The 26,695-nt window shown below is 71.9% G+C and carries 29 protein-coding genes and 1 tRNA gene; 13 read left to right on the top strand and 17 right to left on the bottom strand.

Annotated features, from left to right (window positions below):
* Nucleotides 1-41: 41 nt before the first annotated feature.
* Both ACFY3L_RS46560 and ACFY3L_RS46555 read left to right on the top strand, forming a co-directional pair.
* The gene (locus tag ACFY3L_RS46560) at nucleotides 42-854 is read left to right on the top strand and encodes an SDR family oxidoreductase (RefSeq protein WP_389339931.1); all 813 of its coding nucleotides are present in this window, start codon (nucleotides 42-44) and stop codon (nucleotides 852-854) included.
* A gap of 76 nt (nucleotides 855-930) precedes the next feature.
* On the top strand, nucleotides 931-1,731 hold the full coding sequence (locus ACFY3L_RS46555) for a hypothetical protein (RefSeq protein WP_389339929.1): 801 nt from the start codon (nucleotides 931-933) through the stop codon (nucleotides 1,729-1,731).
* Nucleotides 1,732-1,734: 3 nt separating this feature from the next.
* Here the strand turns inward: ACFY3L_RS46555 and ACFY3L_RS46550 are convergent, their stop codons facing one another.
* Together ACFY3L_RS46550 and ACFY3L_RS46545 are read right to left on the bottom strand one after the other, a co-directional pair.
* Nucleotides 1,735-2,457 (bottom strand): tyrosine-protein phosphatase, encoded by a 723-nt coding sequence (locus tag ACFY3L_RS46550; protein WP_389339927.1) that lies wholly within the window; start codon nucleotides 2,455-2,457, stop codon nucleotides 1,735-1,737.
* Nucleotides 2,458-2,477: 20 nt separating this feature from the next.
* Nucleotides 2,478-4,196, bottom strand: a complete 1,719-nt coding sequence (locus tag ACFY3L_RS46545; RefSeq protein WP_389339925.1) for a serine/threonine protein kinase — start codon at nucleotides 4,194-4,196, stop codon at nucleotides 2,478-2,480.
* A 120-nt stretch (nucleotides 4,197-4,316) separates the two neighbouring features.
* Between ACFY3L_RS46545 and ACFY3L_RS46540 the strand changes: the two genes are divergently transcribed.
* Nucleotides 4,317-5,543: a GNAT family N-acetyltransferase gene (locus tag ACFY3L_RS46540; protein WP_389339923.1), complete on the top strand. Its 1,227-nt coding sequence runs from the start codon at nucleotides 4,317-4,319 to the stop codon at nucleotides 5,541-5,543.
* A gap of 625 nt (nucleotides 5,544-6,168) precedes the next feature.
* Nucleotides 6,169-6,582, top strand: a complete 414-nt coding sequence (locus ACFY3L_RS46535) for a hypothetical protein (RefSeq protein WP_389339921.1) — start codon at nucleotides 6,169-6,171, stop codon at nucleotides 6,580-6,582.
* Nucleotides 6,583-6,713: 131 nt separating this feature from the next.
* Here the strand turns inward: ACFY3L_RS46535 and ACFY3L_RS46530 are convergent, their stop codons facing one another.
* The 5 genes from ACFY3L_RS46530 to ACFY3L_RS46510 all read right to left on the bottom strand — a co-directional run bounded on the left by ACFY3L_RS46530 (nucleotide 6,714) and on the right by ACFY3L_RS46510 (nucleotide 9,404).
* Nucleotides 6,714-7,187: a ribose-5-phosphate isomerase gene (locus tag ACFY3L_RS46530; protein ID WP_389339919.1), complete on the bottom strand. Its 474-nt coding sequence runs from the start codon at nucleotides 7,185-7,187 to the stop codon at nucleotides 6,714-6,716.
* Nucleotides 7,188-7,200: 13 nt separating this feature from the next.
* Nucleotides 7,201-7,389, bottom strand: coding sequence for a hypothetical protein (locus ACFY3L_RS46525; RefSeq protein WP_389339917.1), 189 nt, complete (start codon nucleotides 7,387-7,389; stop codon nucleotides 7,201-7,203).
* A gap of 56 nt (nucleotides 7,390-7,445) precedes the next feature.
* Nucleotides 7,446-8,612: a DUF1015 family protein gene (locus ACFY3L_RS46520; protein ID WP_389339915.1), complete on the bottom strand. Its 1,167-nt coding sequence runs from the start codon at nucleotides 8,610-8,612 to the stop codon at nucleotides 7,446-7,448.
* A gap of 17 nt (nucleotides 8,613-8,629) precedes the next feature.
* Nucleotides 8,630-8,806 carry a hypothetical protein gene (locus ACFY3L_RS46515; protein WP_389339913.1) on the bottom strand — a complete coding sequence of 59 codons (177 nt, stop codon included), beginning with the start codon at nucleotides 8,804-8,806 and terminating at the stop codon, nucleotides 8,630-8,632.
* A 169-nt stretch (nucleotides 8,807-8,975) separates the two neighbouring features.
* Nucleotides 8,976-9,404: an ATP-binding protein gene (locus ACFY3L_RS46510; protein ID WP_389339965.1), complete on the bottom strand. Its 429-nt coding sequence runs from the start codon at nucleotides 9,402-9,404 to the stop codon at nucleotides 8,976-8,978.
* A 126-nt stretch (nucleotides 9,405-9,530) separates the two neighbouring features.
* Here ACFY3L_RS46510 and ACFY3L_RS46505 point away from each other — a divergent pair, with 126 nt between their 5' ends.
* Nucleotides 9,531-10,466, top strand: coding sequence for a cation diffusion facilitator family transporter (locus ACFY3L_RS46505; protein WP_389339911.1), 936 nt, complete (start codon nucleotides 9,531-9,533; stop codon nucleotides 10,464-10,466).
* On the opposite strand, the gene ACFY3L_RS46500 is transcribed toward ACFY3L_RS46505, so the two are convergent.
* From ACFY3L_RS46500 to ACFY3L_RS46490, 3 genes are read right to left on the bottom strand one after another with little or no spacing between them, the layout of a single operon-like run.
* Entirely contained in the window at nucleotides 10,434-10,751 is a 318-nt protein-coding gene (locus ACFY3L_RS46500; RefSeq protein ID WP_389339963.1) for a DUF3817 domain-containing protein, read from the bottom strand. The two genes, ACFY3L_RS46505 and ACFY3L_RS46500, sit on opposite strands and share 33 nt — an antisense overlap.
* A gap of 13 nt (nucleotides 10,752-10,764) precedes the next feature.
* On the bottom strand, nucleotides 10,765-11,130 hold the full coding sequence (locus tag ACFY3L_RS46495) for a hypothetical protein (RefSeq protein WP_389339909.1): 366 nt from the start codon (nucleotides 11,128-11,130) through the stop codon (nucleotides 10,765-10,767).
* A gap of 25 nt (nucleotides 11,131-11,155) precedes the next feature.
* Entirely contained in the window at nucleotides 11,156-11,785 is a 630-nt protein-coding gene (locus ACFY3L_RS46490) for a disulfide bond formation protein DsbA (protein WP_389339907.1), read from the bottom strand.
* A 161-nt stretch (nucleotides 11,786-11,946) separates the two neighbouring features.
* Here ACFY3L_RS46490 and pepN point away from each other — a divergent pair, with 161 nt between their 5' ends.
* Nucleotides 11,947-14,538 carry an aminopeptidase N gene (gene pepN, locus ACFY3L_RS46485; RefSeq protein WP_389339961.1) on the top strand — a complete coding sequence of 864 codons (2,592 nt, stop codon included), beginning with the start codon at nucleotides 11,947-11,949 and terminating at the stop codon, nucleotides 14,536-14,538.
* A 283-nt stretch (nucleotides 14,539-14,821) separates the two neighbouring features.
* On the opposite strand, the gene ACFY3L_RS46480 is transcribed toward pepN, so the two are convergent.
* Together ACFY3L_RS46480 and ACFY3L_RS46475 are read right to left on the bottom strand one after the other, a co-directional pair.
* Entirely contained in the window at nucleotides 14,822-15,226 is a 405-nt protein-coding gene (locus tag ACFY3L_RS46480) for a DUF5130 family protein (RefSeq protein ID WP_389339905.1), read from the bottom strand.
* A complete protein-coding gene (locus ACFY3L_RS46475) occupies nucleotides 15,213-15,515 on the bottom strand; it encodes a hypothetical protein (RefSeq protein ID WP_389339903.1) in 303 nt (100 codons plus the stop codon). The genes ACFY3L_RS46480 and ACFY3L_RS46475 overlap by 14 nt, the downstream gene beginning before the upstream one ends.
* A 59-nt stretch (nucleotides 15,516-15,574) precedes the next feature.
* Between ACFY3L_RS46475 and ACFY3L_RS46470 the strand changes: the two genes are divergently transcribed.
* Both ACFY3L_RS46470 and ACFY3L_RS46465 read left to right on the top strand, forming a co-directional pair.
* Nucleotides 15,575-15,865, top strand: a complete 291-nt coding sequence (locus tag ACFY3L_RS46470; RefSeq protein WP_389339901.1) for a hypothetical protein — start codon at nucleotides 15,575-15,577, stop codon at nucleotides 15,863-15,865.
* A 1-nt stretch (nucleotide 15,866) separates the two neighbouring features.
* Entirely contained in the window at nucleotides 15,867-16,583 is a 717-nt protein-coding gene (locus tag ACFY3L_RS46465; protein WP_389339899.1) for an aminotransferase class V-fold PLP-dependent enzyme, read from the top strand.
* Nucleotides 16,584-16,619: 36 nt separating this feature from the next.
* Here ACFY3L_RS46465 and ACFY3L_RS46460 read toward each other — a convergent pair whose 3' ends face one another.
* On the bottom strand, nucleotides 16,620-17,162 hold the full coding sequence (locus ACFY3L_RS46460) for an HNH endonuclease (protein WP_389339897.1): 543 nt from the start codon (nucleotides 17,160-17,162) through the stop codon (nucleotides 16,620-16,622).
* 202 nt (nucleotides 17,163-17,364) lie between these two features.
* Between ACFY3L_RS46460 and ACFY3L_RS46455 the strand changes: the two genes are divergently transcribed.
* From ACFY3L_RS46455 to ACFY3L_RS46435, 5 genes are all read left to right on the top strand, one after another.
* On the top strand, nucleotides 17,365-18,393 hold the full coding sequence (locus tag ACFY3L_RS46455; RefSeq protein WP_389339895.1) for a mechanosensitive ion channel family protein: 1,029 nt from the start codon (nucleotides 17,365-17,367) through the stop codon (nucleotides 18,391-18,393).
* A 232-nt stretch (nucleotides 18,394-18,625) separates the two neighbouring features.
* Entirely contained in the window at nucleotides 18,626-20,203 is a 1,578-nt protein-coding gene (locus ACFY3L_RS46450) for an MFS transporter (RefSeq protein ID WP_389339893.1), read from the top strand.
* Nucleotides 20,200-20,619, top strand: coding sequence for a globin (locus ACFY3L_RS46445; RefSeq protein ID WP_389339891.1), 420 nt, complete (start codon nucleotides 20,200-20,202; stop codon nucleotides 20,617-20,619). The genes ACFY3L_RS46450 and ACFY3L_RS46445 overlap by 4 nt, the downstream gene beginning before the upstream one ends.
* Before the next feature lie 75 nt (nucleotides 20,620-20,694).
* Complete coding sequence (locus tag ACFY3L_RS46440) at nucleotides 20,695-21,948, top strand: PKD domain containing protein (RefSeq protein ID WP_389339889.1); 1,254 nt, start codon at nucleotides 20,695-20,697, stop codon at nucleotides 21,946-21,948.
* Nucleotides 21,949-22,112: 164 nt separating this feature from the next.
* Entirely contained in the window at nucleotides 22,113-23,039 is a 927-nt protein-coding gene (locus ACFY3L_RS46435; protein WP_389339887.1) for a hypothetical protein, read from the top strand.
* A gap of 45 nt (nucleotides 23,040-23,084) precedes the next feature.
* Here ACFY3L_RS46435 and ACFY3L_RS46430 read toward each other — a convergent pair.
* From ACFY3L_RS46430 to ACFY3L_RS46415, 4 genes are all read right to left on the bottom strand, one after another.
* Nucleotides 23,085-23,160 (bottom strand) — tRNA-His (locus ACFY3L_RS46430).
* A gap of 53 nt (nucleotides 23,161-23,213) precedes the next feature.
* On the bottom strand, nucleotides 23,214-23,831 hold the full coding sequence (gene orn / locus ACFY3L_RS46425; RefSeq protein ID WP_389339885.1) for an oligoribonuclease: 618 nt from the start codon (nucleotides 23,829-23,831) through the stop codon (nucleotides 23,214-23,216).
* A 115-nt stretch (nucleotides 23,832-23,946) separates the two neighbouring features.
* Nucleotides 23,947-25,797 (bottom strand): hypothetical protein, encoded by a 1,851-nt coding sequence (locus ACFY3L_RS46420; protein ID WP_389339883.1) that lies wholly within the window; start codon nucleotides 25,795-25,797, stop codon nucleotides 23,947-23,949.
* 326 nt (nucleotides 25,798-26,123) lie between these two features.
* Nucleotides 26,124-26,342: a hypothetical protein gene (locus ACFY3L_RS46415; protein ID WP_389339881.1), complete on the bottom strand. Its 219-nt coding sequence runs from the start codon at nucleotides 26,340-26,342 to the stop codon at nucleotides 26,124-26,126.
* Nucleotides 26,343-26,695 lie beyond the last annotated feature (353 nt).

The raw sequence follows: 26,695 nt of genomic DNA, 5'->3' as shown, positions 1-26,695 counted from the left end.
GCTCTGTCTACGCCCACATACTCAGCGTCACTATGTCGGGCATGACTCGCCGCTGGCTGATCACCGGATGCTCCACCGGCCTGGGCCGTGCCCTCGCCGAGGCCGTCGCCGCCTCAGGACAGCAGGTCCTCGCCACCGCCCGCCGGCCGTCGACGCTCGAGGACCTCCGGGAGGCGTACCCGCGGACCCTCGCCACCTGCGCGCTCGACGTCCGCGACCCCGACGACTGTCACAACGCCGTCCACGCCGCCGTCGCCCGCTTCGGCGGCGTCGACGTCCTGGTCAACAACGCCGGCTACGGCCACTTCGGCGCCGTCGAGGAGGTCACCGACGCCGAGCTGCAGGCCCAGTTCGCCACCAACCTCTTCGGCCCGTGGCGCCTGACCCGCCTGGTCCTGCCCCTCATGCGCGCCCAGGGCCACGGCGACGTCGTCATGGTCTCCTCGACCGCGGGCCGGCTCGCGTACCCGGGCCTGGGCGCCTACGCCGCCGCCAAGTACGCCCTCGAAGGCATGGTCGAGACCCTCTCCCAGGAGCTCACCGGCACCGGCGTCCACGTCGTCGCCGTCGAGCCGGGCTGCTTCGCCACCGAGTGGGGCACCACGCTGACCGAGTCGGACCACCTCGACACGTACCGCGACGTCACCGGCCCCATGCTCGCCGGCACCCGCGCCATGAAGGACCTCCCGATGGCCAACCCGCCGTCCCTCTTCGCCGCCGAGGTCCTGCGCCTGATCGCCTCCGACAGCCGCCCCACGAGGCTCCCCATCGGCGCAGACGCCTGGCAGGCCCTCCTCGACGCCGCCGCCCGCGACCACACCGCCCTGCTGAACGCCCGACCCGTCTCCGCCTGACCCGCGCTGTCGTGACGGCCCCGGGTCGGACGGCGCGGGGCAGCGCCGACGTATCGACGCTGCTTTGATGTCCGCCATGGCGAAGGATCTCTGGTGGCGGATCGGGTTGCCGGCGGTGGGGCTGGCGGTCGCCGTGGCGGTGGGGTGGCGGCTGTCGACCGATGCCATCGGGCCCGTGGTCGTCTTCGCGTGGCTGCCGCTGGCGGCGTGGTGCCTGTTCGTGCCACGTGTTCCGGCGGCGCTGGGGATCGCGCTGTTCCTGCTCGCCGCGATCGCCACGATCCAGTGGACGCTGCCCGGGGAGCTTGGCGACCGGAGCATCGTCTGGCCGACCCTGATGTGGTACCTCGTCCCCGGCAGCGTCACGCTGCTGGTGGCGGCCGGGCGGTCCCAGCCGTTCCGGATCGTCCCCACGCTGATGGCCTGCGCGGCACTGCTGTTCGCCTGCGGCGTCGGCGTGGTCTCGTGGAACCAGGTCGGCGGGCCGTCCGCGGATGAGCTGTTCCCGCTGCCCGCCGGCCTGACCGCGACCAGCGCCACCGGCCCCGACGGCCCCGACGGCTGCGACGGCTGCGACCAGCGCGGCTTCGCCTGCTGGCGGTACTACCGCGTCACCGGCACCGCAGGGGACTCCACCGCCGACCTCATCGAGGGCCTCCGGCGGCACCTGCAGGAGACCAAGGGCTGGGGCACGGCGGTGGCCGGCCTTGCGCTGTGGGACGAGACCGAATCCCAGTCGTGCCGCCCGGTGCGCCGGCTCGGCCTGCCGGCCGCGACCGACCTCTGCGTCGCCGTGATCAGCGATCCGGCCAGCACCGCCGACCGTCCGGCCATCGGCGTGGAGCTGTCCATGTCGAAGATCGGCCGCGCGGCCTGAACGTCAGGCGACCAGCGCGGCGCGCAAGGCGGAGAGGTCGTCGTCCTTCAGCCCATACGTGTGGGCCCAGTCCTGGATCGAGCCCCAGCGGTCCTTCACCACCTCCAGCGTCCGCAGCATCATCGTCGCCTCCGGGGTCCAGTCCAGGACCGAGGCGGGGCGGGGCGGGAGGCCGAGACGGTCGACGACGACCGAGACCCGCTCGTGGATGCGCGGCATCGCGGCGGCCGTGGCGGCGTAGTCGGCGGCGATGACCTCGTCGGGGACGCCCAGGAGGCCGAGGACCACCGCGGCCAGCACGCCCGTGCGGTCGCAGCCGGCCTCGCAGTGGAAGACGGCCGGCAGGGTCGAGGAGGTGGACAGGAGGCGGACCGTGGAGGCGAGGACGTCGCCCTTCTCGGTGAGCATCGCGACGTAGTGGCCCACGAGGTCGGCGGCGCCGCTGACGTCGGCGATCGGGGCGGAGACGTAGTCGACCGGGGCGGTCGCGACGAACCCGCGGCCCAGGTGGGCCACCTCGTACTCGCCGCGCAGGTCGATGACGGTGGCGACGCGCAGGTCCTTCAGCAGGTGGGTGGCGTCGGCGTCGGTGGCGTACGCGAGGGAGTCGCTGCGGAAGAGGCGGCCGGGGCGGACCGCGCCGCCGGCGGCGGGCAGGCCGCCGAGGTCGCGGAAGTTGATCAGGCCTTCCAGGGTGTGGGTGGTGCGGCGGCGCCAGCGCCTCACCCGGCCGGGCTGCCAGCGCCTCACCCGGACAGGCCCGTCAGCCACGTCCAGAAGTCCATGAACCAGCCGACCTCGCGCAGGTAGGCGATGCCGGCCCCGGTCAGGAAGAGGCCGGTGAGCGCGTGGGCGCCCTTCGCGCTGCGGCGGATCCGGCCGAAGCGCTGCTCCAGCACGAGCCGGCCGACGAGCCGGGTGAGGGCGAACACGCCCACGGCGACGCCGAGGACGACCATGAACGCGATGAACGGGCCGGTGAGGCTGCCGTCGCTGTCCAGCGCCCAGAGGCCCCAGCAGATGAACGCGATGAACGCGCCGGTGCCGGTCAGCTCCCAGCCGATCTTGAGAGTGCGGGCCCGTTCGCCGGGCTCCGGCCGGTACACGGGGCGCTCGAACTCGGGCTCGGAGGGCATCATGCCGGTCGGGTCGGGGGCCGGTCGGTGGACCACCTTCGCCCGGCCGCGCATCTGCGGCACGCCGGCGTCGGAGACGGCGACCCCGCTGGCGCCGGGTGAGACCGGCGCACCGGAGACAGGCGGCGCGGACACCGGCGGCGCGGAGGAGACCGGCGGCGCGGAAACGGGTGGCGTGGCGTAGAACGCCGTCGGGGCCGCCGTCGGGGCCAGGGAACTGGCGCGAAGCGCGACCAGCTCACGCTCCAGGCGTTCGATGCGCTGGTACGCGTCGGTCTCGGTGCCCGTGACGGAGGGCCTGGCCCGGCCGACGGCCCGCGACGTCTCCGACGCCTCCGGCTCGACCCAGTCGCAGCCGACGTCGGGCAGCCCGGACCGGCGCACCAGCTCCGCCAGGTGGGCCAGCCACGACGGCAGCTCGCGGGTGTCGGGGCGCTCCGACGGGCGGTCGGCGAGCGGCGCGTGCAGGTGGTCCCGCAGGGCCGGGATGCGCTCCAGCAGCGGGTGGCGGCGCAGCACGTTCCACTGCGGCGGCGAGGCCTCCTGCGGGTTGCGCTGGTCGGCCCGGCCGTCGACCCGCGGATACGCGCCGGTGACCAGGAAGTAGGCGACCGCGCCGTAGCCGTGCACGTCGTAGGCGGGACCGACGTGCTTCACGCCGCCGAACGCCTCCGGGCCGCCGGACTCCGGGGTGTAGGCGATCTGGGTGATCTCCTCCTCGCGGAAGTACCGGGCGCCGGTGAAGTCGATCAGGCGCACCTCGCCGGTCGCGAGGACCATGAGGTTGGACGGCTTGACGTCCATGTGCAGGACGGCGGTCGCGCCGGACTGCTGCGGGTAGTGCAGCGCCTGCAGCACCGACCCGAGCGTCTTGAGCGCGGTGACGGCGTTGAGCCGGCGGCCACCGGGTGCCATGCCGGCCCGCTGCGCGATGTATTCGCGCAGGTTGACCCCGTGCAGATAGTCGTAGACCTGGTACGGCACGGCGTCACCGGGCGCCGGCCGCTCCCCCGGACGGTGCGGCGGCGGCCCGTAGAAGCCGTCGGCGCGCCGGCAGATGCCGGCGACGCCCCGGTTGTTGAGGTCCATGAGGGCGGCGTCGCCCTTGTCCCACGAGCGCAGCTCGTCGGCGATCGGCCGCTGCGGGTCGATCCGGAACACCTTCACGGTCATCGGCGCGGACGTCACCCCGCCGCAGATGCGCACCGCTCGATAGACGTCTGCCTGGCCGCCGGACCCCAGGTGGGCGACGAGCCGATAGCGCTGGAACGTCTCGGGCAAAGGGCTCGCCGGACCACACACGAGGTCCAGCAACGCACCCTGCGTCATCGCGCGACTCCCCCCAGACGAACTTCCCGCCCCCGGACACTTGCTGTCGGTCACTTCCGAGGGTAACCACGCCACGAAATCGGTCGCGCTCAGTGGAGGTCACGAGGTAGACACGACTGCGTGACCGGATACTCGCTGCGCGCCGCGACAACCGCCGACCTTCCCGCCATGCGTGAGGTGATCCGGTCCAACTTCAACGGGCTCGGCGCCCCCGACCCGGGCAGCAAGCTCCACCTGGTGATCGACCCGGCGCGGTACCTGCTGACGGAGTCGGACGGGCGGATCGTCGGCACCGCCGGCGCGCTCACCCGCGACCTCGCCGTGCCCGGTGCCGTCATCCCCGCCGCCCACGTGACCGCGGTGACCGTCTCTCCCGTGCACACCCGCCAGGGCCTGCTGCGCCGCATGATGACCGAGCAGCTCACCACCGTGCCGGAGGCGGTCGCGGTGCTGTGGGCCTCGGAGGGCCGCATCTACCAGCGGTTCGGCTACGGCCTCGCGTCGCAGAACCTCACCATCCGCGCCGACCGCCGCGAGGTCGCGATCCGTGGCGCCGTCGGCACCGGCGCGGGCCGCCTGCGCGGCGCGGCGCCCACCGAGGTGCTCAAGGAGCTGTCGGAGGTGTACGCGCGGGCGCTCGCCGGCCGCCCCGGCCTGTCCTCCCGCAGCGACGCCTGGTGGACGTTCCTCACCACCGACCTGGAGTCCGAGCGCGACGGGCACACGGCGACGCGTGCCGTGCTGTTCGAGAACGCGGACGGGGTCGTCGACGGGTACACCCGCTACCGCGTCCGCAACCAGTGGGACGACAGCGGCCCGAATGGCGAGGTCAACGTCGTGGAGCTGGTCGCCGCGACGCCCGACGCCTACGCCGCACTGTGGCGCTTCCTGCTCGGCGTCGACCTCACCCGCACCGTCGTCATGGGTCTCTCCAGCGTCGACGAGCCGATCTTCCACCTCGTCGACGAGCCCCGCCGTCTGGCGGGCAAGGTCGGCGACGGCCTGTGGCTGCGGATCGTGGACCTGCCGAGGGCGCTGACCTCCCGCAGGTATGCCGCCCCCGTCGACGTCGTCATCGAGGTCACCGACTCGCTCCTGCCGGCGAACGCGGGCCGCTGGCGCCTGCGCGCCGGCGCCGGCGGTGCCCTGGTCAACTGCTCCCCGACCGACGCCCCCGCCGACCTCACCTGCGACGTCACCGACCTCGGCGCCGCCTACCTCGGCGGCACGAAGCTCGGCGCGCTCGCCGCCACCGGCCGCGTCCAGGAGCACCGCCCCGGCGCGGTCGCCGCGGCGAGCACCGCGTTCGGCTGGCACGTCACCCCGGCATCGATCGAGATCTTCTGATCCCTCTGCTCCGGGGCGCGAAACGGGTAGGGTCTGTGGTGTGGGTGGGATCCAGCGCCGGCGGCGCCGCATGCGGCATCACCAACCGGTGACCGCCGACGCCCAGCCACCCGTCGCGGACGACCCGGACTCCACCGGCGACACCGCTGCTGAGGCGTCAGCGGCCGATGTACGACCAGCCGACGCCGCACCCCCCGACGCGCCTGCGGCGGAGGCGCCGGCAGCGGATCCGCCGACGGCAGGAATCCCGACGGCAGGGGCCCCGGCGGCGGAGGTCCCGGCGGCTGACGTGCCGGCGAAACCTCACCCACCCGTGCCCCGGCCGCCGATCCACCCTCCGGTCAGCACCCAGCCGACCTCCGGCCCTCCCGCCGCCACCGCTCAGGCCGTCTCCCCGGCTGATCTCGCATCGGCCGCCCGGCCTTCCGGCAGCGGCCAGGAGGCGCCCTCAGGCACGGCTCCGCACGGCGCCACCCCTTCCACCGCGCCCCCCTCCGACCCGGCCGGCCCGACCCTGCCCGCCGGGCCCGCGCACGGGGCGGCAGCGACACCCGCACCTCCGCAAGGGACCGGTGCGGCGCCTAGGCCGAGCACGGCACCGCCGCAACGGACGCAAGCGGCACCCGTGCCGAGCACCGCGCCGACCAGCCCGGCCCCGCCGAGCCCGGCCCAGCTCGCGGAGCTGTCAGGCGCGTTCGCCATGACCGCGAACGTCCACGACCCCGAGACCGCGGACGCCGACCCCCACCACGCCGACCGGCAGCCCAGCAGGGACGAGCACGACCGCGACCACGATCACCACCACCACGACACCCACCACCATCACCACCACGACGAGGTGGTCTCCGAGCGCGGCCTGCGCGGCCTCGTCGGCGGCGGCGCGTCCCAGGTGAGCGTCTCCGCCGCCATGCGCGCCCGCGACGCCGCCCGCCCCACCGACGACGACCTCGCCGCCGCCGAGCGCGACCTGCAGATCATCCGCCGCGGCTGGGTCCCCCGCGAGGAGCTGACCCGCCCCGGCCACCGCCCCCGCACCTGACCCACCTCGAAACCCACCTCGAACCATCCCCCGCACACCCGGTCCCGTAACCGACAGCGCGACCCACCCGTTCGAGTGATCGATTCGGGGGTGGATCGCGCAGCGTCGATTCGAAGAGGGCGCGCCGGCCGTCAGGACTCGGGGAGCGGAGGGAGGACGCGGGTGGTGTCGTACTCCAGGACCTGCGCGATCCGGCGGGCGTGACGCTCGTTGCCGGAGAAGGACGTGGACAGGAACTCCGTCACGAGGGCGGTGGCCTCGTCGAGCGTGTGCTGGCGGGCGCCGACGGCCACGATGTTGGCGTCGTTGTGCTCGCGGCCGAGGCGCGCGGTGTCCAGGTTCCACGCCAGAGCGGCCCTGACGCCGGGGACCTTGTTGGCCGCGATCTGCTCCCCGTTGCCCGAGCCGCCGATGACGACGCCGAGGCTGCCGGGGTCGGCGACGACGCGGGCGCCGGTGTGGAAGCAGAACGCCGGGTAGTCGTCGTCGGGGTCGAACTTCGCCGGGCCGACGTCGACGACCTCGTAACCCTGCAGCTGCAGGGCGCCGACCAGGTGCACTTTCAGCTCGTAGCCGGCATGGTCCGAACCAAGATAGACGCGCATACCGGGAAGTCTGTCAGAACTGGATCAGGCCCAGGCAGGAACCCACCAGCAGGGCGAGGCCGACGAAGAGCAGCCCGGCCACCCATCCGGCGGTGGCGCCCCCGGTGAGGCCCCAGTGCCGCCGCCGGTCCCAGACGAGGGCGGCGGCGGCGAAGGCGCCGATACCGAGGGCGGCGACCATCGCCGCGATGAAGATCTGCATGTGCACACCCCAGGCCGTAGACGAAGCGGCCTAGTGTCTACCACGATCGGGTGAAGCTACGACAGTTGGGCGACGACGAGCCCGGCGCGTGCCTTCGGGGTGAACCAGGTGCTCTTGCGGGGCATCTTCTGCCGGGCGAGGTTGACCGCGACGAAGTCGTCGACGGTGACGGGGGCGATGAGCACGGCCAGCTCGGCGCGCCCCGCGTCCACCTCGTCACGCAGCCACGAGGCGGGGTAGTCGCCGCCGACGTACGTGATGCGCTTGTCGCCCGGGTCGAGGCCGAGGGTCTCGGCGAAGAGCCGGCGCTCCACGAGGGCGTGGTCGAGGTTGTCGACGACGCTGCCGTCCGCGTCGCGGGGAAGCTCGACGGACCAGGCGCCGTCCCGCGTGTACAGGTGGACGCGCCCACCGGAGGCGGGCACCTCGGCGGCGTCCAGCGCGGTGCCCCCGAAGGACACGCCGACGGGAAGCTCGGAGACCAGGCGGTTGTACGGCTGGATCGCCACCGACTCGGGCGTGGTGACCACGGCGAGGAAGCGCGGGTAGCCCGCGGTCTGCGCGGCGAGGCTGCGGTGGTTGCCGTCGGCGACGACGAGCTCACCGCCGCCGGCGAGCGCCAGGAGCCGGTCGCGGGTCGTGCCGGCGCCGACGGCCCAGATCTCGTGGCTGCGGCCGGCGGGGTCGATGTCGGTGACCGCCGGGCTGCCGGCATGGGTGATCGCCTGGGCGATGGCCGTGTGCAGCGCCTCGCCGTGCGCGGTCTGCAGCAGGAGCACCGGCGACAGCAGGTGCTGGGTGGCCTCGGCGAGGGCGACCCGCTCACGGACCTTCTCGATGAAGACGTCCTCGTTGCGGATCACGGCGCCGGGCTCGTCGGCACTGGTGGAGATCTGGTCGGTGGCGACCATGCACCACAGGCCGTAGGCCCGGGCGCCGTCGGGCGACGTGATCCGGTACAGCACGACCACGTCGTCGGCGGCGGTGTAGTGCCCGGCGTCCTTGGCCGCCTGGAGGCGGCTCACGGCGTCGGGGAGGCTGTCGGTGAAGGAGCGGCCGATGTTGTCCGGCGCCCGGTGGGGCATCTCGATGGCGAGCGCGCTGGACGGGTTGGCCGCGATGATCGCGGTGATCTCCGCGTCGTCGGCGAACTCGTCGTAGTTCTGCGCGCCGGTACCTCCGGCGGACAGCCAGGCGTGGGCGATCGGGTACGCAACCGTCATGAACGAAACGGTATAGCTCAGACATCCCGCGGGGCGGTGCGGGGGACGGTGCGTCCCGCGATGGTGGACGCGCTGACCACGACGGGTGGGGCCAGCAGCGCGATGACGTCGTCAGGCAGGTCGGGCAGCTCCTGCTTCCAGGCGCGCTCCTGCACCGTCCAGCGGGTCTCGACGGGGATGGTCGGCGTGGTCATGACGTGGGCCCTCCGGCTTTCGCGGGGTGACGTTGCACACTGCGCAACGGTGCCCAGATGTGCCGGAGTCGCACCGGCTGTGCGGGTCCATTGCAGACCCGTGCGGCGATCGACGGCACGGTTCTGTCCAGAAATCACCAGGACGGGCAGGAATGATCAGAGGGTGAGATCAGGCGGTCGCCGGGTTCACCCTCGTCAGCATCTTCACGATCCGCAGCGCCACCCCGTGCGGCTGGTGGCGGCGCAGCTCGACCATGTCCGCGAGCGCGTGGATGATCCGCAGCCCGCGGCCGCTCTCCGCGATGTCGGGGTCCGCGGACGACGCGGACTCCGCGGAGGGGACGGCATCGGCGGACATCCCGACCCCCTCGTCGACCACGTCGATGACGCAGCGGTCCTCGTGGATCGTGACGGTGACCTGGTAGTCGGCGCCGGCGTGCTGCACGGCGTTGGCGCAGGCCTCCCCGACGGCGAGCCCGATGTCGTCGCGGCAGTCCCGCGTGACGGAGAACACGCCCAGCGCGGCGTCGAGCACGCGGCGGGTCAGCGGGACGGTGGACCGATCGCGCGGCAACGAGAGCGACAGCCGGATTTCCATGCCCACGGACCAGCCCTCCTTGAGCGCATTACAACGTCGTACTGGTTTGATGCCCCGGCTCACAGTGACAGAAACAGGCCCTGCAACGCTGCCGTCATATAGCGAAGTACGCATAGGATTGCCGACATGGGTCATGACCACGGCCACGACCATCACCACCACGCCCCGTCGGCCGGCGCCGACCGGCGGCTGCTGGGTGTCGCGCTGGCGTTGATCATCGGCTTCATGGCGGTCGAGGTGACGGTCGGCGTCCTGGTCGACTCACTGGCACTGCTGTCCGACGCGGCGCACATGCTGTCGGACGCCGCGGCGATCGCCCTGGCCCTGTTCGCGACCCGGCTGGCGGCGCGGCCGCCCTCGGGCGGGTTCACGTTCGGGCTGAAGCGCGCCGAGATCCTCTCCGCGCAGGCGAACGGGCTGACCCTGCTCCTGCTGGCCGTCTGGATCGGCTACGAGGCGGTCGTCCGGCTGGTGCACCCGCCCACGGTGGGCGGCGGCGCGGTCCTGGTCACGGCCCTGGCGGGCATCGCCGTCAACCTGCTGGTGGTGTGGGTCCTCGGCCGGGCCGACCGCTCCAGCCTCAACATCGAGGGCGCGTTCCAGCACGTACTGACGGACCTGTTCGCCTTCGTCGCGGCCGCTGCGGCCGGCCTGGTCGTGCTGCTCACCGGCTTCCACCGGGCCGATGCGATCGCCTCGCTGGTGGTGGCGGCGCTGATGGTGCGCTCAGGGCTCGGGCTGGTCCGCGAGTCGGGCCGGATCTTCCTGGAGGCGGCGCCGGCCGGGATGGACCCGACGGCCCTCGGCCGCGAGCTGGTCGGCGTGCCGGGCGTGGTCGAGCTGCACGACCTGCACGTCTGGCAGGTCACCTCCGGCTATCCGGCGCTGTCCGCGCACGTGCTGGTGGCGCCGGCGGGCGACTGCCACGCGGTGCGCGAGGCGATCGAGGAGCGGCTCCGGGAGCGCTACGCGATCAGGCACACCACGCTGCAGGTCGACCACACGCTCGACGCCGAGCACTGCGTCGACTCACACGGCGCTTCCTACAAGGGGTCGGGCTGACTGGACCCGGCGGGTCACGACCCGCTCCGCCACGAACGACAGGAACGGCACCGTGCCGGCCAGCAGCACCAGCAGCGTGAAGCCGAGCTTGAACTTCGCGCGGCGGGCCAGGTCGGCGGCGAGCACCAGGTAGGCCATGTAGAGGAAGCCGTGCGCGGGGCCGACGAACGCCACGATCGTCTCCTCGTCGGCGGCGTACTTCAGCACGGTGCCGACGGTGAGCACGACCAGCAGCACGCCGACGATCCAGGCGATGATCCGGAAGCGAACGAGCGCGTTGTTCAGGGGCACGGGAACCTCATCCTGGGAAGTCGCCGGGTCGGCGGTCGGGGTTGGCGGCGAGCCAGGCCAGCATGCGGTTGTACTCGGCGAGCTCTGGATCATCGTCGGCGGTGGCGGGCCGGCGGGCGGCCGGCGCGGCCCTGGGGCGCAGCGGCTCCTGGGTCTTCGCCGGCCTCGGCCCGAGGACGTCCCGGACGGCCCGCACCCACAAAAACACCACAAAAAGCGCAAACAGCGGCCACTGTACGGTGTAAGCCCAGCTCAGCATGTTGCCCGCGGTCGCCCGCTGGTACTGCCAGCGGCCGGCGAGCAGGCACACGGCCACCCCGGCGAGCGCCAGGACATGCCAGAGCACCCACCGGGGAGTCAGGAACCGCCGCACAGGTAGGCAGCCTACCGCTTCCGCATCAGTCGAAGACGGGGCCCACGTCGCGGGTCCGCTTGATCTCGTAGAAGCCGGGCGTGCCGGCGACCAGGAGCGTGCCGTCCCACAGCCGGCCGGCGGCCTCACCCTTCGGCGCCGGCGTGACGACCGGACCGAAGAACGCGATCAGCTCGCCGTCCACGCCCGGCACGTGGATGACGGGCGTGCCGACGTCCATGCCGACCGGGTTCATGCCGGCGAAGTGGCTCTCCCGCAGTTGCTCGTCGAGCTCGGTGGTGTCGGCGTACTCCGCGAGCTGCGCCGGCAGGCCCGCCTCGACGAGCGCGGCCTCGTACAGCTCCGGCCCGAGCTCCTGCTGCTCGTGGTGGATCCGGGTGCCGAGCGCCGTGTACAGCGGGCGGAGCACGTCGTTGCCGAACTTCTGCTCGGCGGCGATCGCCACCCGGACCGGCCCCCAACCCTTGGCCAGACCCTCTTTGTATCGGTCCGGCAGATCGTCGCGACCCTCGTTGAGGATCGACAGACTCATGACATGAAACCGCACGTCAACTGGGCGAACCTGCTCCACCTGGAGCAGCCAGCGGGAAGTGATCCAGGCCCACGGGCACCGCGGGTCGAACCACATGTCTGCGATGATTCGCTCTTCTGCCATTGGCGGCGACACCTCACTCAAGAGAAGCCCTACAGCAACGCTACTGAAAGAGCCGGGAATCCGATTCGATCCTTACGTTCTGTGGGCCTCGGGTGCCAGGCGACCTTGGGGTGACCTGAGCCACTCCTCCGGTGTCCGCCAGTGACGTGGAAGACTCTGAGATGGCGCCGTCGACGGGGACGGCCACAGCGAACGACAGGAGACGACACGTGGCCGGTGTACGCAACCTACGCCAGGTTGAGGCGGTCGATCGGGCCCGCCTGCTCGACGTTGCGGCGTACGACATCAGTCTCGACCTGACGGACGGCGCCGGCTACCCAGGTGAGGGCACGTTCCGCACGACCACCGAGGTGCGCTTCTCGTGCACCGAGCCGGGCGCGGAGACCTTCATCGAGCTGGCGGCCACCGAGGTGGTCAGCGCGACGCTCAACGGCGCCGTCCTGGACACGTCGGAGTGGTCCCCGCAGACCGGGCTGCGCCTGCCCGGCCTCGCCGCCACGAACGTCCTGATCATCGAGTCCGTGGGCACCTACTCGACGACCGGCCAGGGGCTGCACCGCAGCGTCGACCCGGTCGACAAGGAGGTGTATCTCTACAGCCAGTTCGAGACGACCGACGCGCAGCGGGTCTACGCCTGCTTCGACCAGCCCGACCTGAAGGCCAGCTTCACGTTCCACGTGACGGCGCCGGCGCACTGGAAGGTCATCTCCAACATGCCGCCGGAGCGGCGCGACGGCCTCACCGTGCACTTCCCGCCCACGCCGCGGATGAGCACCTACGTCACGGCGGTCTGCGCCGGGCCGTACCACGAGGTGCGCGACAGCCACGACGGCATCGACATGGGCGTCTTCTGCCGGCAGTCGATGAAGCAGTACCTGGACGCCGACGACATCCTGCTGATCACCAAGCAGGGCTTCGACTTCTTCCACCAGGAGTTCGGCATCCGGTATCCGCTGCCGAAGTACGACCAGGTGTACTCGCCGGAGTTCAACGCGGGCGCGATGGAGAACTTCGGCTGCGTCGTGCACGCCGAGCAGCACTACATCTTCCGCTCCCCCGTCACCGACTTCGAGTACGAGCAGCGGGCCAACACGATCCTGCACGAGCTCGCCCACATGTGGTTCGGCGACCTCGTCACCATGCGCTGGTGGGACGACCTGTGGCTCAACGAGTCGTTCGCGGAGTGGGCCAGCCACTGGTGCAACACCCGCGCGACCCGCTTCACCGACGCGTGGACGACGTTCCTGTCCATCCGCAAGAACTGGGGCTACCGGCAGGACCAGCTGTCCTCCACCCACCCCGTCTACTGCGAGATGCCCGACGTCGAGGCGGTCGAGGTCAACTTCGACGGCATCACCTACGCCAAGGGCGCCAGCGTCGTCAAGCAGCTCGTCGCGTACGTGGGGATCGACGCCTTCACGACCGGCCTCCGCGCGTACTTCCAGCAGCACCAGTGGGGCAACGCCACCTTCGACGACCTGCTGTCGGCCCTGGAGGCCGCCTCCGGCAAGGAGCTGCGCAAGTTCGCCGCGCAGTGGCTGGAGACCGCGCAGGTCAACACCCTGCGCCCCGAGCTGACCATCGCCGCCGACGGCACGTATGAGCAGGTCGTCGTCGTGCAGGAGGCGCCCGCCGCCTACCCGACGCTGCGCACCCACCGCATCGGCATCGGCCTGTACGACGTGACCGACGACGGCCTGATCCGCCGGGAGCTGGTCGAGGCCGACGTCGACGGCGAGCGCACCGAGATCACCACCCTCGCCGGCCGCCGCGCCGCCGACGTCCTGCTGCTCAACGACGACGACCTCACGTACGCGAAGCTGCGCCTGGACCCGCGCTCGATGGACACCGTCGCCGACCACATCCTCGGCATGGACAACTCCCTGGCCCGGGCGCTGGTCTGGACCGCGGCGTGGGACATGGTCCGCGACGCCGAGCTCGCCGTCCGCGACTACATCAAGCTGATCGCGTCGGGCCTGCCCGCCGAGCGCGACATCAACCTGGTCACCGCGACCATCCGGCAGGCGCAGTCGGCGCTCGTCTTCTACGCCGACCCGGCCTGGGCCCCGGAGGGCTGGCGCATCCTCGCCGCCACCGCCCGGACCGCCCTCCGCGACGCCCAGCCCAGCAGCGGCTTCCAGCTCGCCTGGGCCCGTTCGTTCGCCGCGGCGGCTCGTACCCCCGAAGACCTCGCGGTGCTGACGGGCTGGCTCGACGGCGTCGACGTCCCCTCCGGTCTCACCATCCAGGCGGACCTGCGCTGGGGCATCCTGCACGCCCTCATCGCCAACGGCGCGGCCGACCCGGCGCAGATCGAGACCGAGCTGGACCGCGACCGCACGGCCAGCGGCGAGCGGCAGGCCGCCCTCGCCCGCGCCCTCGTCCCGACCGCCGAGTCGAAGGCCGAGACCTGGCGCCGCCTGGTCGAGGACCACCACCTGCCCAACTGGCTGCAGCGGTCGATGCTGCAGGGCTTCCAGCACTCGGCGCAGGTGGCCCTCACGGCACCGTTCCTGCCCGCGTTCTTCGACGCGCTGACGACCGTGTGGGAGCAGCGCGACTCGGAGCCGGCCGCCGAGTTCGTCGAGCTCGGCTACCCGTCGTTCCAGGTCAGCGAGGACACTGTCGCCCGCACGGAGGCCTGGCTCGCCGAGTCCGGCCGCCCCGCGCCGCTGCGCCGCCTGGTCGGCGAGGGCCGCGACGGCATCGTCCGCGCCCTGAAGGCCCGCGCCAAGGACGCCGCCGCCGGCTGACGCCCTGCCCTCACGCCGTTCGAGCGAAGGACGGAGCCGGTCGGCTCCGTCCTTCGCTCTTTGCGCACCCGCGGCGCTTCTCATGATCCGGAAGACTTCTTGTCGCCTGGACGGCAACAACCCTTCCGGATCATCGCGGACGCCAGAGTCCGCCCGCCAAATGCCGATAAGTCGGATATGTTCGCGCAGCGGACATATCCGACAGGGCGCCGGGTGACCCTCCAAAGCGACGCGCGGCGGGTCCCCGGAGAGGGCCCGCCGCGCGCGAAGAGCGGTGGTGCGGTCAGTGGCGACCGGCGTGATCGGCGAGCTGGGACAGGCCGGCGACCAGGCCGCCGGCGAGGTCGCCGCCGCCGAAGGCGGCCGCCATGGACAGGGCGGCCAGCTTGGCGGCGCGGTCCGGGAGGCGGCGGCGCGCCTCGCCACCGGTGACGATCTCGAGGATGCGCTGGTTGGGCGACACCGCGATGAGCACGGAGTGCGGCGGGTCGGCGAGCTGGGCGTGCAGCTGCTCGGCGTGGCCGCGCACCGGCTCCTCGAGGTCGCCGACGTAGATGCTGAAGGTGAGGCCGGTCGAGGAGTCGGCCAGGCGCAGTGCCTCGTCGAGGCGCAGCAGCTGGCGCGTGGTGAACGGCCCGTTGAGGACGTCGGGCTGGCCCTTCAGGCCAGCTCCGTTACCACCGGTCACTTGCGCCTCCCATGGCGTGCGGCTGCGCCCGGTCGCCGGACCACTCGGTCACGCCCGGCGCACCCGCGGTCAGCTCGGCCCGCCGCGCGCCGGTGAGCTCGCGGGCCTTCGCCGCCCGCGTCACCTGCTCGGGCACGGACAGGAACCAGACCGGCGTGAACTCGAACGGCCGGCCCGGCCGGTAACGCTTGCCGCGCCGGGCGCTGCCGGCGTAGTTGGCGCCCGCGATGAGCACGATGACCGCGGCCGGAATACCGACGAAGATCAGCGTCGTCTCGATGATGGACAAGATCAACGCCCCCAGGCGTCGAAGGGACTAAAAGACCGGCTTCACGTTAGCGGTCCACGATGACCAGCGCGTTGCCGGGGGTCTTGCCGATCTTCGCAGACGATACCGTCGGTGCCATGGACCTCAGCCGCCAGTATGCCGAAACGCGTGACGCGCAGGACCCGATCGGTCACTTCAGCGCGCGTTTCCACATCGCCGACGAGCAGCTCGTGTACTTCGACGGCAACTCGCTCGGGCGGCTGCCGCTCACGACGCGTGACCGGCTGCGCGACGCGATCGACCGGGAGTGGGGCGGCGAGCTCGTCCGCGGCTGGGGACAGGTGGATCGACCTGGCCGGACAGGCCGGTGACGTGATCGCCGCAGGCGTGCTGGGCGTCGGCGACGGCGAGGTCGTCCTGTCCGACTCGTCCAGCGTGAACCTGTTCAAGCTGGCCTCCGCGGCCCTGGACGCGAACCCGCACCGGATCGTCATCGTGACCGATGACGACAACTTCCCTACCGACCGTTACGTCCTGGAGGGTCTGGCCTCGGCCCGGAACCTCGACCTGCGGGTCGTGCGGACCGACATCGACGAGGGCATCGACCCGGCGCGGGTCGCGAGCGCGCTGGGCGACGACGTCGCGCTGGTGTGTCTGTCGCACGTGGCGTACCGGTCGGGCGCGATCGCCGACATGGTGGCGATCACCACTGCCGCGCACCGGGTGGGGGCCCTCACACTGTGGGATCTGTGCCACTCCGCCGGTTCGGTGCCGGTGCCGCTGCGGGAGTCGGGGGCGGACCTGGCGGTCGGGTGCACATACAAGTACCTCAACGCCGGACCCGGCGCGCCGGCGTTCCTGTACGTGCGGCGCGACCTGCAGCAACGGCTGCGGCAGCCGATCTGGGGCTGGTTCGGCCAGCGGGACCAGTTCGCCATGGGCGCCGGCTACGACCCGGTCGAGTCGATCGGGTGCTTCCAGGTCGGCACGCCACCGATCCTCGGCGGATACGCCGCGCTGGAAGGGGCCAGGATCACCGCCGAGGCCGGCATCCAGAACCTGTATCCTGACCAGCGGCTCCTACCGTGAGTACGCAGCAGCCGCCGGACGGGTCACGTGATGCGGTCAGGCGGCGAGCTGCTGGCTGTCCATCGGGATGTCGAGCCAGTCCGCCCAGCGCGGGTCGGGGGTGCGGTGACCGAGGACCCGCCACGCGACGCCCTTGGGCGCGTGGGGGCTGGTAAGCAAACGCCAGCCGAGTTCGGCTGGCGTTTTGTCACCTTTGGTGTGGTTGCAGCGGGCGCAGGCGGCGACGACGTTGTCCCAGGCGTGCCGCCCGCCACGGCTGCGTGGCATCACGTGGTCGATGGTCTCGGCCGGGCCGCGGCAGTAGGCGCACCGCCAGCCGTCGCGGGCGAAGATGCCCCGGCGCGACAGGCCTATGTGGGTGCGGTACGGAACGCGCACGTAGCGCGTGAGCCTGACCACGGAGGGGACCGGGAGCTCGTTCATCGCACTGTGCAGGATGCCCTCACCGTCGGCGACACAGACAGCCTTCGAAGTGAGGACCAGGATGGTGGCACGTCTGACAGACACGACACACAGGGGCTCGTAGGTGGCATTCAAAACCAGCGCACCCGATACTCGTGCGGGTCGTATGTCAGGCATCGCCGTCCCCCTAGTGCGTGAAGGAAACTCCCTGAAGAAGGTCTGTGTGGCGGGCCACCGAGGCGGGGGTCCGTGAGCTAATCGTCCCTGATAGATCCTCGGATTGCACGTACTATTTGCGGCCGGCGAGTGAACCTTCGCCCCCCGCCGCGGGTGTTTGTGTGGACTCACCCCGGTTCGCACTGTTTGCAAGGAGTGTTTGTTGAGCAGCCTGCTGGCCTTCGCGCCCCTCGAGGCGCCCGAACCAACCCCGAGCTGCTCCGACAACGGGTTCTGCGAGTTCGTGTACGAGCAGACGAAGATCACCTGGCTGGCCGAGAGCAGCTACTGGATCCTGGTCAAGCCGCTGACCATCGCGCTGATCATCTTCCTCGCGTTCCTCATCCGCTGGATCATCCACCGGGCCGTCGACCGCCTCATCCGGCACACGGTCTCGGACAACGAGACGGGCGGCTCGCTGCTGCGCCCGCTGCGCCGGCGGCTGCCCAACGCGCTCACCGCGCCGTGGGAGCGGCGCAACCAGCGGGCCCGGGCGCTCGGCTCGGTGCTGCGCAGCATCGCCTCGGCGGTCGTGTTCAGCATCGCGACCATGCTGGTGCTCGGTGAGATCGGCCTCAACCTGGGGCCGCTGCTGGCCAGCGCCGGGATCGCCGGCCTGGCGATCGGCTTCGGCGCGCAGAACCTGGTGAAGGACTTCATCGCCGGCCTGTTCATGCTGCTGGAGGACCAGTACGGCATCGGCGACGTGGTCGACATCGGCGAGACCGTGGGCACCGTCGAGGCGGTCGGCCTGCGGATCACCACGATCCGTGACGGTGCCGGCGTCGTCTGGTACGTGCGCAACGGCGAGATCGTCCGGGTCGGCAACAAGAGCCAGGGCTGGGCCGTGGTGAACATCGACGTGCCGGTCGGCTTCGTCGCGGTCGACCAGGCCACCGCGGTGCTGCGCGAGGCCGCCACGGCGGTCGCGGAGGACCCCGAGTTCGTCGAGGACTTCATCGACCCGCCCACCGTGCTGGGGGTCGAGCAGCTCACGGTCGAGGGCGCCGTGCTGCGCACGACCGTCAAGACGTCGACCGAGGCGCAGTGGCGCGTCGGCCGGGAGCTGCGGCGCAGGCTCACGGAGTCCCTGGAGAAGGCCGGGATCACGGCGCAGATCAACGCCTCGCGCATGTTCATCCGCCCGCCCGCGGACGGCGGCCCCGACACCGGTCCGGGCGGACCGACCTGAGTCTGACCGTACCGCCGGTTTTGTCGATCTTGCGGTCACTTGCAACCAGCCCACTGGGTAGGGTCGCGCATCGGGTGGCTAGTCGGTTATCGTCCGTTCGTTCAGGTGCATCGCTGCACAGTGTCCCGGTCCGGCGTCGTTCGACCCCTCTCGACGCCGAAACAGGCCGGCTCGGCCGCGCCCGCGAACGCTCGACGCCGCTGTCGTGACCGATGGAAAGGGGGCTCCACCGGTGTCCGATCCCGACGAGTCCGCCGAACGCCCGGCCGGCGCCCGGGAGGTGCTGGCCGACCGCGAGTACCGCGCGGTGTTCACCGCCAGCGCACTGTCCTGGTTCGGCGACAGCACCGCCCGGGCGGCCGTCATCGCACTGGTCTATCTGCGCACGGAGTCGCCGATCGCGTCGGCGGCGGCGTTCGCGATCAGCTACCTGCCATGGCTCGGCATCGGCGCGGTGCTGTCCGCGATCACCGAGCGGCACTCGTACCGCAAGATCATGATCCTGTCGGACCTGATCCGGATGGCCATCATGACCGCGCTCGCGGTCTTCGGCGGCCTGCCGGTCGGCGCCCTGATCGGGCTGCTGTTCATCAGCGCGCTGCTGAGCCCGCCGTTCGACAGCGCCCGCTCCGCGCTGCTGCCGCGCATCCTGCAGGGCGAGCAGTACGTCACCGCGCTGACCCTGCAGCGCACGTCCGGCCAGTTCGCGCTCATCGCCGGGTACGCGGTGGGTGCCGCGCTGACCGCCGTCGACTCCCGGTACGCGCTGCTGCTCAACGCCGCCAGCTTCGGCGTCTCCGCCCTCCTGGTCGCGTTCCGGGTGCAGGAGCGCACGCCGAGCCTCACCGCCGACAAGCGCAGCAATCTGCTGCGGGAGACCGCCGAGGGCTACACGGTCGTGTTCCGCTCGCCGGTGATGCGCTCGATCGCGCTCGTCGTCTTCTGCGGGGTCTGCTTCGGCGTCGTGCCCGAGGGCCTCGCCGCGGCCTGGTCGGCCGACCTCGCCGGCGGCCCCAACGCCGTCTACCTCGGCACCATCATGGTCGCCGCGGCGGCCGGCTTCGTCGCCGGCAGCATCGTGATGACCTGGCTGGTCAAGCCGCAGCGCCGCAACGCCTACATCCGGCCGTTCTCCCTGCTCACGCCACTGGCGCTGGTGCCGGCGCTGTTCGACCTCAACATCTACGGGGTCCTCGCGATGACCCTGATCTCCGGCGCCGCCCTGTCCGGGACGCTCCCGGCCACCAACGGGCTGTTCGTGCAGGTGCTGCCGCCGGCGTACCGGGCGCGCGCGTTCGGCGTGATGCAGAGCGGCGTGCACCTCATCCAGGGCGGCTCGATCCTCTTCACGGGCTGGCTCGCCACCCACAACCCGCTGCCGCAGGTGGTCGGCTACTTCGCGATCGCGGGCGTGGTCGTGATGGCGGTCATCGTCGCCACCTGGCCGGCGCACGCCACGATCGCCGACGCCATCGCCGCCAACAAGGTCCAGGTCGCGGCCGACACGCACGCCGCCAGCCACACCTCCGACGAGGACTTCGGAGAGGTCACCATCGACCTCGGCCGCGCGCCCCTCCCGGCCCGCCGCTCGCGCCCGTCGCCCAGCCCGTCGCCCAGCCCGTCGCCCAGCCCGGTGCCGCGCCGGACGCCCGACGCCGCTCCCGGAGCCGCGGAGCGCGGCCCGGCCCAGCGCCGGACGCCGGTCCCCGACCCGGAGGAGCGCACGGTCGACCTCAGCGAGCGCACGACGGACCTCGGCGCGCTCCCGCCGCGCTCGTTGAGCCACGGTCGCGGCATAGTTGACGGGTGACGTCCTCCCCGAACTTCTACGAGCTCGTCGGCGGCGAGCCGACGTTCCGCAAGCTGGTCGACGAGTTCTACGCCGGCGTGGCCGACGACCCGATCCTGCGGCCGCTGTATCCGGAAGAAGACCTCGGGCCGGCCAACGAGCGGTTCCGTCTCTTCCTGATCCAGTACTGGGGCGGCCCCAGCACCTATTCGGAGGCCCGCGGCCACCCCCGGCTGCGGATGCGGCACGCGCCGTTCGTGATCGGCCCGGCCGAGCGCGACGCGTGGCTGCGGCAGATGCGGCGGGCGGTCGACGCGATCGCCCTGGAGCCCGAGGCCGAGGCCGTGCTGTGGGAGTACCTGGAGCGCGCCGCCCATTTCATGGTCAACGCACCCGAAGAGGGCCCGTCCGGCAGAATCGGACAGATAGTGTCTTAGGTAACTTTCCTTCGTTAGTCGGGTATGCGCCCCATGTTGGGCGCTTCCCTGGCAACTGACGAAGGAGCCGCACGTATGCGCCGACGATTGATCGCCGCCGCCGCTACCGCACTGGCCGCGTTCGCGGTCGCGATCCCCGCCTCGGCGGCGCTCAACCACGCCACGACCGTGTCGACGAACCCCGCCGACAACACGCCGAACGTCCTGGACGGCGAGGTGCGTGCGTTCGCGCTCGTCGGGGACGTCGTCGTGGTCGGCGGCGACTTCACCACGGTCGTCCCGGCCAAGAAGAGTGCGAAGCTCAAGCGCAAGAACATCTTCGCGTACCGGATGACCACCGGCGAGATCCTGCCGTTCGCACCGGAGGCCGACGACACGGTCCTCACGCTCGCCGCCGGGCCCAACAACACCGTGTACGCCGGCGGCGCGTTCCAGAAGATCGGCGGCGGCTCGCAGCGCGGCCTCGCGCAGCTCAGCCTCGCGGACGGCAAGCGGGTGCCGGCGTTCACCGGTCAGATCAACTGGGGCGACGTGCGCAGCCTCGTCACGTACGGTCCGTGGCTGTTCGCCGCCGGCTCGTTCAGCTCCATCGGCGACCAGAAGCGGGTCGGGCTGGCCCGCCTCAACGCCACCAGCGGCCTGGCCGACACGACGTTCGACGCCAAGCTCGCCGCGCCGAACCTCACCCGGGTCAAGCTCGAGGACCTCGCGATCAGCCCCGACGGCAACCGGCTCGCCGCCGTGGGCGCCGTGGAGCAGGCGTTCGGCCAGTACCGCGCCCAGCTCGTCGTCATCGAGAACGCGTCGAACTCGGCCCGGCTCGCCGACTGGTACACCGACGTCTACACCAAGCCGTGCCGCGCCGGATTCGAGACCTACCTGCGGGGCATCGACTTCGACCCGACCGGCACCTACGCCACGGTCGTCACGACCGGCCGCAAGTGGGGCGACCACCTCATGTGCGACACCGCCGCCCGCTTCGACCTGCGCGGCACCGGCATGCACAAGCCGATCTGGACCAACTGGACCGGCGGGGACTCGCTGTACTCGGTCGCCGACACCGGCGCCGCCGTGTACGTCGGCGGCCACCAGCGCTGGATGGACAACCCGTTCGGCAAGGAGACCGCCGGCAAGGGCGCCGTCAGCCGGCCCGGTATCGCCGCGATCGACCCGGTCACCGGCAAGGCGACCTCGTTCAACCCTCGCCGCGAGCCGCGTGGGGTCGGCGCCAGGGCCCTGCTCGCGACCCCGTACGGCCTGCTGGTCGGCTCCGACACGGAGAAGATCGGCGGCGAGTGGCATGCGCGGCTGGCGATGCTCCCCTTGTAGACGTATCTGACCGCAACGGCCCCCGTCTTGTAGACGGGGGCCGTTTCGCGTGTACGGGCGGCCACACTCGCCGCGACGTCCGGCCGAATGTCGCCCGGGCGCCGGTGCGCACCACGACCGTGACGCATAGGTTTGAGGAGCATGGATGGAAGGGACGGGATCAGATGGCATCGCAGGGCTATCGCGACTGGATCAGAGCCGGCCGGCCGTACACCTTGATCCGCCCGGCACGAGCGGTCCAGGCCACACTGCTCGGCCACGGCATCACCGTCTGGGACTTCCCGGACGAGAGCCACCAGAAGGCCGAGCCCCCCGAGGACCACACACCCTACTCGGCGACAGGCTGGCCGGGCCCGAACCAGCGGTGGAAGGCCCGCGGGCTGGACATCATGCCGCGCTCGGACTCCAGAACGCACCGCAAGGAGAACGCCGACATCGCCCGGCAGATGATCCGCGACCGTGACGCCGGGGTGCCCGGTGCCATGTGGATCAAGTACATCAACTGGACCGACGAGGACGGCGTCTGCCGTCAGGAACGGTGGACGAGCAGCGCCAACCCCCTGCAGCGGACCACCAGGTCCTCCACCGACAGGGGACACGTCCACGTCTCGGGCCGGTCCGACGCGGACAACGACACCCGAGCCGACGGGTACGACCCCCTCGCCCGCATGCGCGGCATGACAGGAGACGACATGGCCAACACCTGGACCTTCATCGATCAGGCACCGGCGGACCAGTGGCGGATCTCGCAGAACGCCGGCGCGCCCTTCCTCAACGGCCAGGCGCGCGACACCGTTCTCGCGATCGCCGCGGCCCACTCGGTGACCGCCAGCGCCGGCGTGCAGCAGCTGATCGCCGCGGCGGTCGCAGACGAGGCTCGCGACCAGGCCGCGCTCGCCGCCATCCAGGCGCTGACGGCGGTGATCCAGGCCGGCGGCGGGACCGTCGAGACCGAGCCGATCCTCGCCGAGATCCGCGCGGTGCGCACGGAGACCCATGCCGAGGTGACCCGGCTGCAGGAGGAGATCAACGCGCTCAAGGCGCAGAACGAGTCGCTCACCGCGGCCCTGGCGGCCGCGGACAAGGGCTGACACAGTTCAGCCCCGGTCCTTCGGACCGGGGCTGAACTGCTCGCATGGGGTGACTGATGGGATTTGAACCCACGACACCCGGGACCACAACCCGGTGCTCTGCCAACTGAGCTACAGCCACCATGAACGTGCTCGCCAATAATAGGGCATGAGCACAGGCATTCGTCGACTGGGTCAGCGCGCGCCGGTGTCGGTTTCCCGGCTCAACTCCGCCCCGATCGCCTTCGCCGCCTCCACGTCCGGCCCCGGCAGCGGCACGAACAGCGTCCGGCGGTAGTACTCCAGCTCCCGGATGCTCTCCCGGATGTCCGCGAGCGCCCGGTGGGCAAGGCCCTTCGGCGGCTGGCCGAAGTACACCCGCGGGTACCACCGGCGGCACAGCTCCTTGATCGAGGACACGTCGATCATCCGGTAGTGCAGGTGGTTGTCGAGCCGCGGCATGTCCCGCGCCAGGAACCCGCGGTCGGTGGCGATCGAGTTGCCGCACAGCGGCGCCGTGCGCGGATCGGGCACGTGGGTCGTGATGTAGTCCATGACGAGGTCCTCCGCCTCCGCCACGGTGACCGCCGACGCCCGCACCGCGTCGGTGAGCCCCGACTTGGCGTGCATGTCGCGCACCACGTCGAGCATGCCGTCCAGCAGCGCGTCCTCGGCGTGGATCACCACGTCGACGCCCTCGCCCAGCACGTTGAGATCCGGGTCCGTGACCAGCGCCGCCACTTCGATCAGCGCGTCCTTCCCCAGATCAAGCCCCGTCATCTCACAGTCGATCCAGACCAAAAGATCACCCACGCCCCACAGCCTAGTGTTCATCTGGCCGACTTCTCACACTCCACATCTGCTCGTTACCTTTATCCTTCGCCCGCGACCGCCGGACGTGGCGCGGCTCACGTGCCACCGAGGGCCGTCAGCGCGAGGTGACCGCCTCTTCCTGCCCCTCCACCGCGACCGGCGCCCAGGTGAACTGCAGCTCGATCGGCGGCAGCTTCGGCAGCGGCGGCAGCGCCACGGGCCCCGGCGCGTCGTCGTCGAGCGCCTCCGCCGGGGCGGGGCGGTCCAGCTCGGTCTCCGTAAGGGTGTCCTTGGCCGCGGCCTGACGCGTCGTCCGTGCCGCCGGGGCGTCTTCGCCACCGGCCGCCGCTCCTTGCCGCGCCTCACCCTCGGGCTCGGTGGCCTGGGCAGCCGGGTCGTCGGCGACCGGCGCCTCCGTCACCACGACCCCGATCACGGTGGTCTGGCGGTCGGCCTCGTCCGTCCGGCTCGCCACCGCGACCGCGACGACCGGCCCGTCCCCGCTCTTCTCCGCCGCGGTCGCATCGCCGGCGGTCCCGGCCACGGTCTTGTCGCCGTCGGTCCCAGCCGCGGTTTCGGTGCCGCCGGTCCCGGCCGCGGTCTTGTTGCCGGCGGTCCTGGCCGCGGTCTTGTTGCCGTCGGTTCCGGCCGCGGTCTTGTTGCCGCCGGTCTCGCCTACCGCGGTCGCTTCTCCGGCCGTGGTCTCGTCGCCGCCGGTCTCGCCGGTCGCGGTCGCTCCACCGGATTCGCTGGCTTCGCCGGTCTCCGGCACGTCGCGGTTCTTCGGCACGACGGGGTTGAGCAGGGCGGCGATCGGCTCCGACAGCGTCGACAGGTTGCGCCGCAGGCTCGCCCGGCTCTTCGTCGGCTGCGACGGCAGCGTCGGCAGCACGAGCCGCTCCTCCGCGCGCCGCGGCGGCCAGGCGAGGACCAGCAAGGCCAGCAGGAACATCGCCGCCCCGAGCATGAGCAGCCCACCGGCCGTCGGCCCGATCCACGCCGGCGCCAGCCGCGCCGTCACCGTCGCGTCGATCCCGGCGGTGCCGTCCGCGTTCATGACCACGAGCGCCAGGTGCCGCCCCCGCAACGCCGACGGCGACCAGGTCAGCTCCGCCGCCCCACCGGCCGTGACGCTCTTCGCCAGCCAGAACGTCTGCTCCCCCGGCGCCCCGCTCCCCACGTTCGCCACGCCCGGGCCCGCGTTGGGGTCCCCGGTCGCGCCGCCACTCGGCGTGGCGCTCGGGTCCCCCGTCGCCCCGGTGCTGCCGGCGTTCGGGTCACTCGCGGCGGTCGCGTCGCCGGCGGTCGCGCCGGGAACCTCGGACCCTGCCGTGCCGGGATCCACCACGGCCGGCCCCGTGACACCGGGCTCCGCGTCACCGGGGTTCGCGGCGCCGGGCTCACCGCTGCCGGGACCCGCGGCGCCGGGCTCACCGGCGCCAGGGCCTTCGGCGCCGGGAACGGTCGCGCCGGGGACCGCGGGCCCCGCCACCGCCGGGTCGCTCCCGCCGCCCTGTGCCTGCCCGGCCTGGGACCCGGCGGCGCCGGGCTTCCCGGGCATCGCCGCGGCCGCCCGGGTCTCGATCTCCGTGAACTCGACCGGCAACGGCCCCCGCGCCAGCCGCACCCGGTCGACCCGGGCCTGCACCTTCCCGTCGAGGTACCGGCCCACCGCCGCTTTCGGAGCCAGCCCGATGAACAGGGGGCCGCTGGAGCCGACCGCCGACAGGCTGAGCGTCGTCTGCCCACCCCGCGCGAACGGCGCATCGGCTCGCAGCAACGCGTCGACGTCAGGCACCACCACGGCGCGCCCCCCGGAGCGCAACCGCTCCAACCGCGCCGTGAACGTGTCATCCCCCGCACGATGCTCCATGGCCACCCAGAGTCCGCCCCCAGCCAGCCCCAGCGGCACCGCGATGAGCAGCAACAGCGCGCCGACACCTGCCCGAACCAGACGCACGACCATGCCAGCGGCCCCTTCCCCCAGCGATCCGAAGCCGACAATACCGCCAAAAAACCCGCGAATTGCCTTCTTTGCCGCAAACCCGCTAGACGGTTCCGAATTGCCACACCCCTGCACGAAGATGCCGATCCACCGCATTGACCAGCACCCGCCAGACGCGGCGGCCGGCATTCACCACCCACGCCCGCACCAGCCGCCATCGCGCCGAGCTCCCGCTCTCCCACCCGCCGACGCCGCGTGCAACGCGTCGCGTCCGCTGGCCTGACGTCCAGCAACGCGGTGATCCAAGTCCACATCCGGCCACCCCGGCGACCAGAACCGTCCTTCGATCAAGCCGCCACCACGACGACCAGCAGGCCACCCACCGACGTGACGTCCACCGCGTGGCGACCACCGCCCCGACGTCCAGCAACGCGGTGATCCAAGTCCACGTCCGGCCACGCCGACGACCAGAACCGTCCTTCGATCAAGCCATCAACATAAACGGGCAAACCGGCGGCACGGGGATCGGCAAGCCAGCAGCACGCGAACCGACGGGCCAGCAGCACGAAAGTCAGCTTCTACGCAGGCGTGCCCGGGCCCGGCATCCGGCGACGTTCGCGCCCGAAGCCGGCGATAGCCACAGACGCGCCGCGCAGCCCACGGCGACGCCGCACCACCGGCACGCTGACAGCACCCCGCGCACAGCAACGGCAGCACGGCACCCCCGCGTATGGCACCCCACGTACGGCACCCTCGCGCACGGCAGCACGGCACCCCCACGCACGGAGCACCCCCGCGCACGGCAACACGCACCCCGCGCGGCAGCCCCGCGCACGACAGCACGACAGCACGCACCCCGCGCGGCAGCACGGCACCCCCGCGTATGGCACCCCGCGTACGGCGCCCTCGCGCACGGCAG

The organism is Dactylosporangium sp. NPDC000521, from assembly GCF_042898305.1.
Lineage (GTDB): Bacteria > Actinomycetota > Actinomycetes > Mycobacteriales > Micromonosporaceae > Dactylosporangium.
Note: the sequence above shows the minus strand (reverse complement) of the source record. Positions and strands in the feature narration are given on the sequence as shown.

What these genes read in the sequence shown, in the direction of transcription:
- ACFY3L_RS46560 (WP_389339931.1), top strand. Translation starts at nt 42, where the DNA reads ATGACTCGCCGCTGGCTGATCACCGGATGCTCCACCGGCCTGGGCCGT.
- ACFY3L_RS46555 (WP_389339929.1), top strand. Translation starts at nt 931, where the DNA reads ATGGCGAAGGATCTCTGGTGGCGGATCGGGTTGCCGGCGGTGGGGCTG.
- ACFY3L_RS46545 (WP_389339925.1), bottom strand. Translation starts at nt 4,196, where the DNA reads ATGACGCAGGGTGCGTTGCTGGACCTCGTGTGTGGTCCGGCGAGCCCT.
- ACFY3L_RS46530 (WP_389339919.1), bottom strand. Translation starts at nt 7,187, where the DNA reads ATGCGCGTCTATCTTGGTTCGGACCATGCCGGCTACGAGCTGAAAGTG.
- ACFY3L_RS46525 (WP_389339917.1), bottom strand. Translation starts at nt 7,389, where the DNA reads ATGCAGATCTTCATCGCGGCGATGGTCGCCGCCCTCGGTATCGGCGCC.
- ACFY3L_RS46520 (WP_389339915.1), bottom strand. Translation starts at nt 8,612, where the DNA reads ATGACGGTTGCGTACCCGATCGCCCACGCCTGGCTGTCCGCCGGAGGT.
- ACFY3L_RS46515 (WP_389339913.1), bottom strand. Translation starts at nt 8,806, where the DNA reads ATGACCACGCCGACCATCCCCGTCGAGACCCGCTGGACGGTGCAGGAG.
- ACFY3L_RS46510 (WP_389339965.1), bottom strand. Translation starts at nt 9,404, where the DNA reads ATGGAAATCCGGCTGTCGCTCTCGTTGCCGCGCGATCGGTCCACCGTC.
- ACFY3L_RS46505 (WP_389339911.1), top strand. Translation starts at nt 9,531, where the DNA reads ATGGGTCATGACCACGGCCACGACCATCACCACCACGCCCCGTCGGCC.
- ACFY3L_RS46490 (WP_389339907.1), bottom strand. Translation starts at nt 11,785, where the DNA reads ATGGCAGAAGAGCGAATCATCGCAGACATGTGGTTCGACCCGCGGTGC.
- pepN (WP_389339961.1), top strand. Translation starts at nt 11,947, where the DNA reads ATGGCGCCGTCGACGGGGACGGCCACAGCGAACGACAGGAGACGACAC.
- ACFY3L_RS46470 (WP_389339901.1), top strand. Translation starts at nt 15,575, where the DNA reads ATGACCAGCGCGTTGCCGGGGGTCTTGCCGATCTTCGCAGACGATACC.
- ACFY3L_RS46460 (WP_389339897.1), bottom strand. Translation starts at nt 17,162, where the DNA reads ATGCCTGACATACGACCCGCACGAGTATCGGGTGCGCTGGTTTTGAAT.
- ACFY3L_RS46440 (WP_389339889.1), top strand. Translation starts at nt 20,695, where the DNA reads ATGCGCCGACGATTGATCGCCGCCGCCGCTACCGCACTGGCCGCGTTC.
- ACFY3L_RS46435 (WP_389339887.1), top strand. Translation starts at nt 22,113, where the DNA reads ATGGCATCGCAGGGCTATCGCGACTGGATCAGAGCCGGCCGGCCGTAC.
- ACFY3L_RS46420 (WP_389339883.1), bottom strand. Translation starts at nt 25,797, where the DNA reads ATGGTCGTGCGTCTGGTTCGGGCAGGTGTCGGCGCGCTGTTGCTGCTC.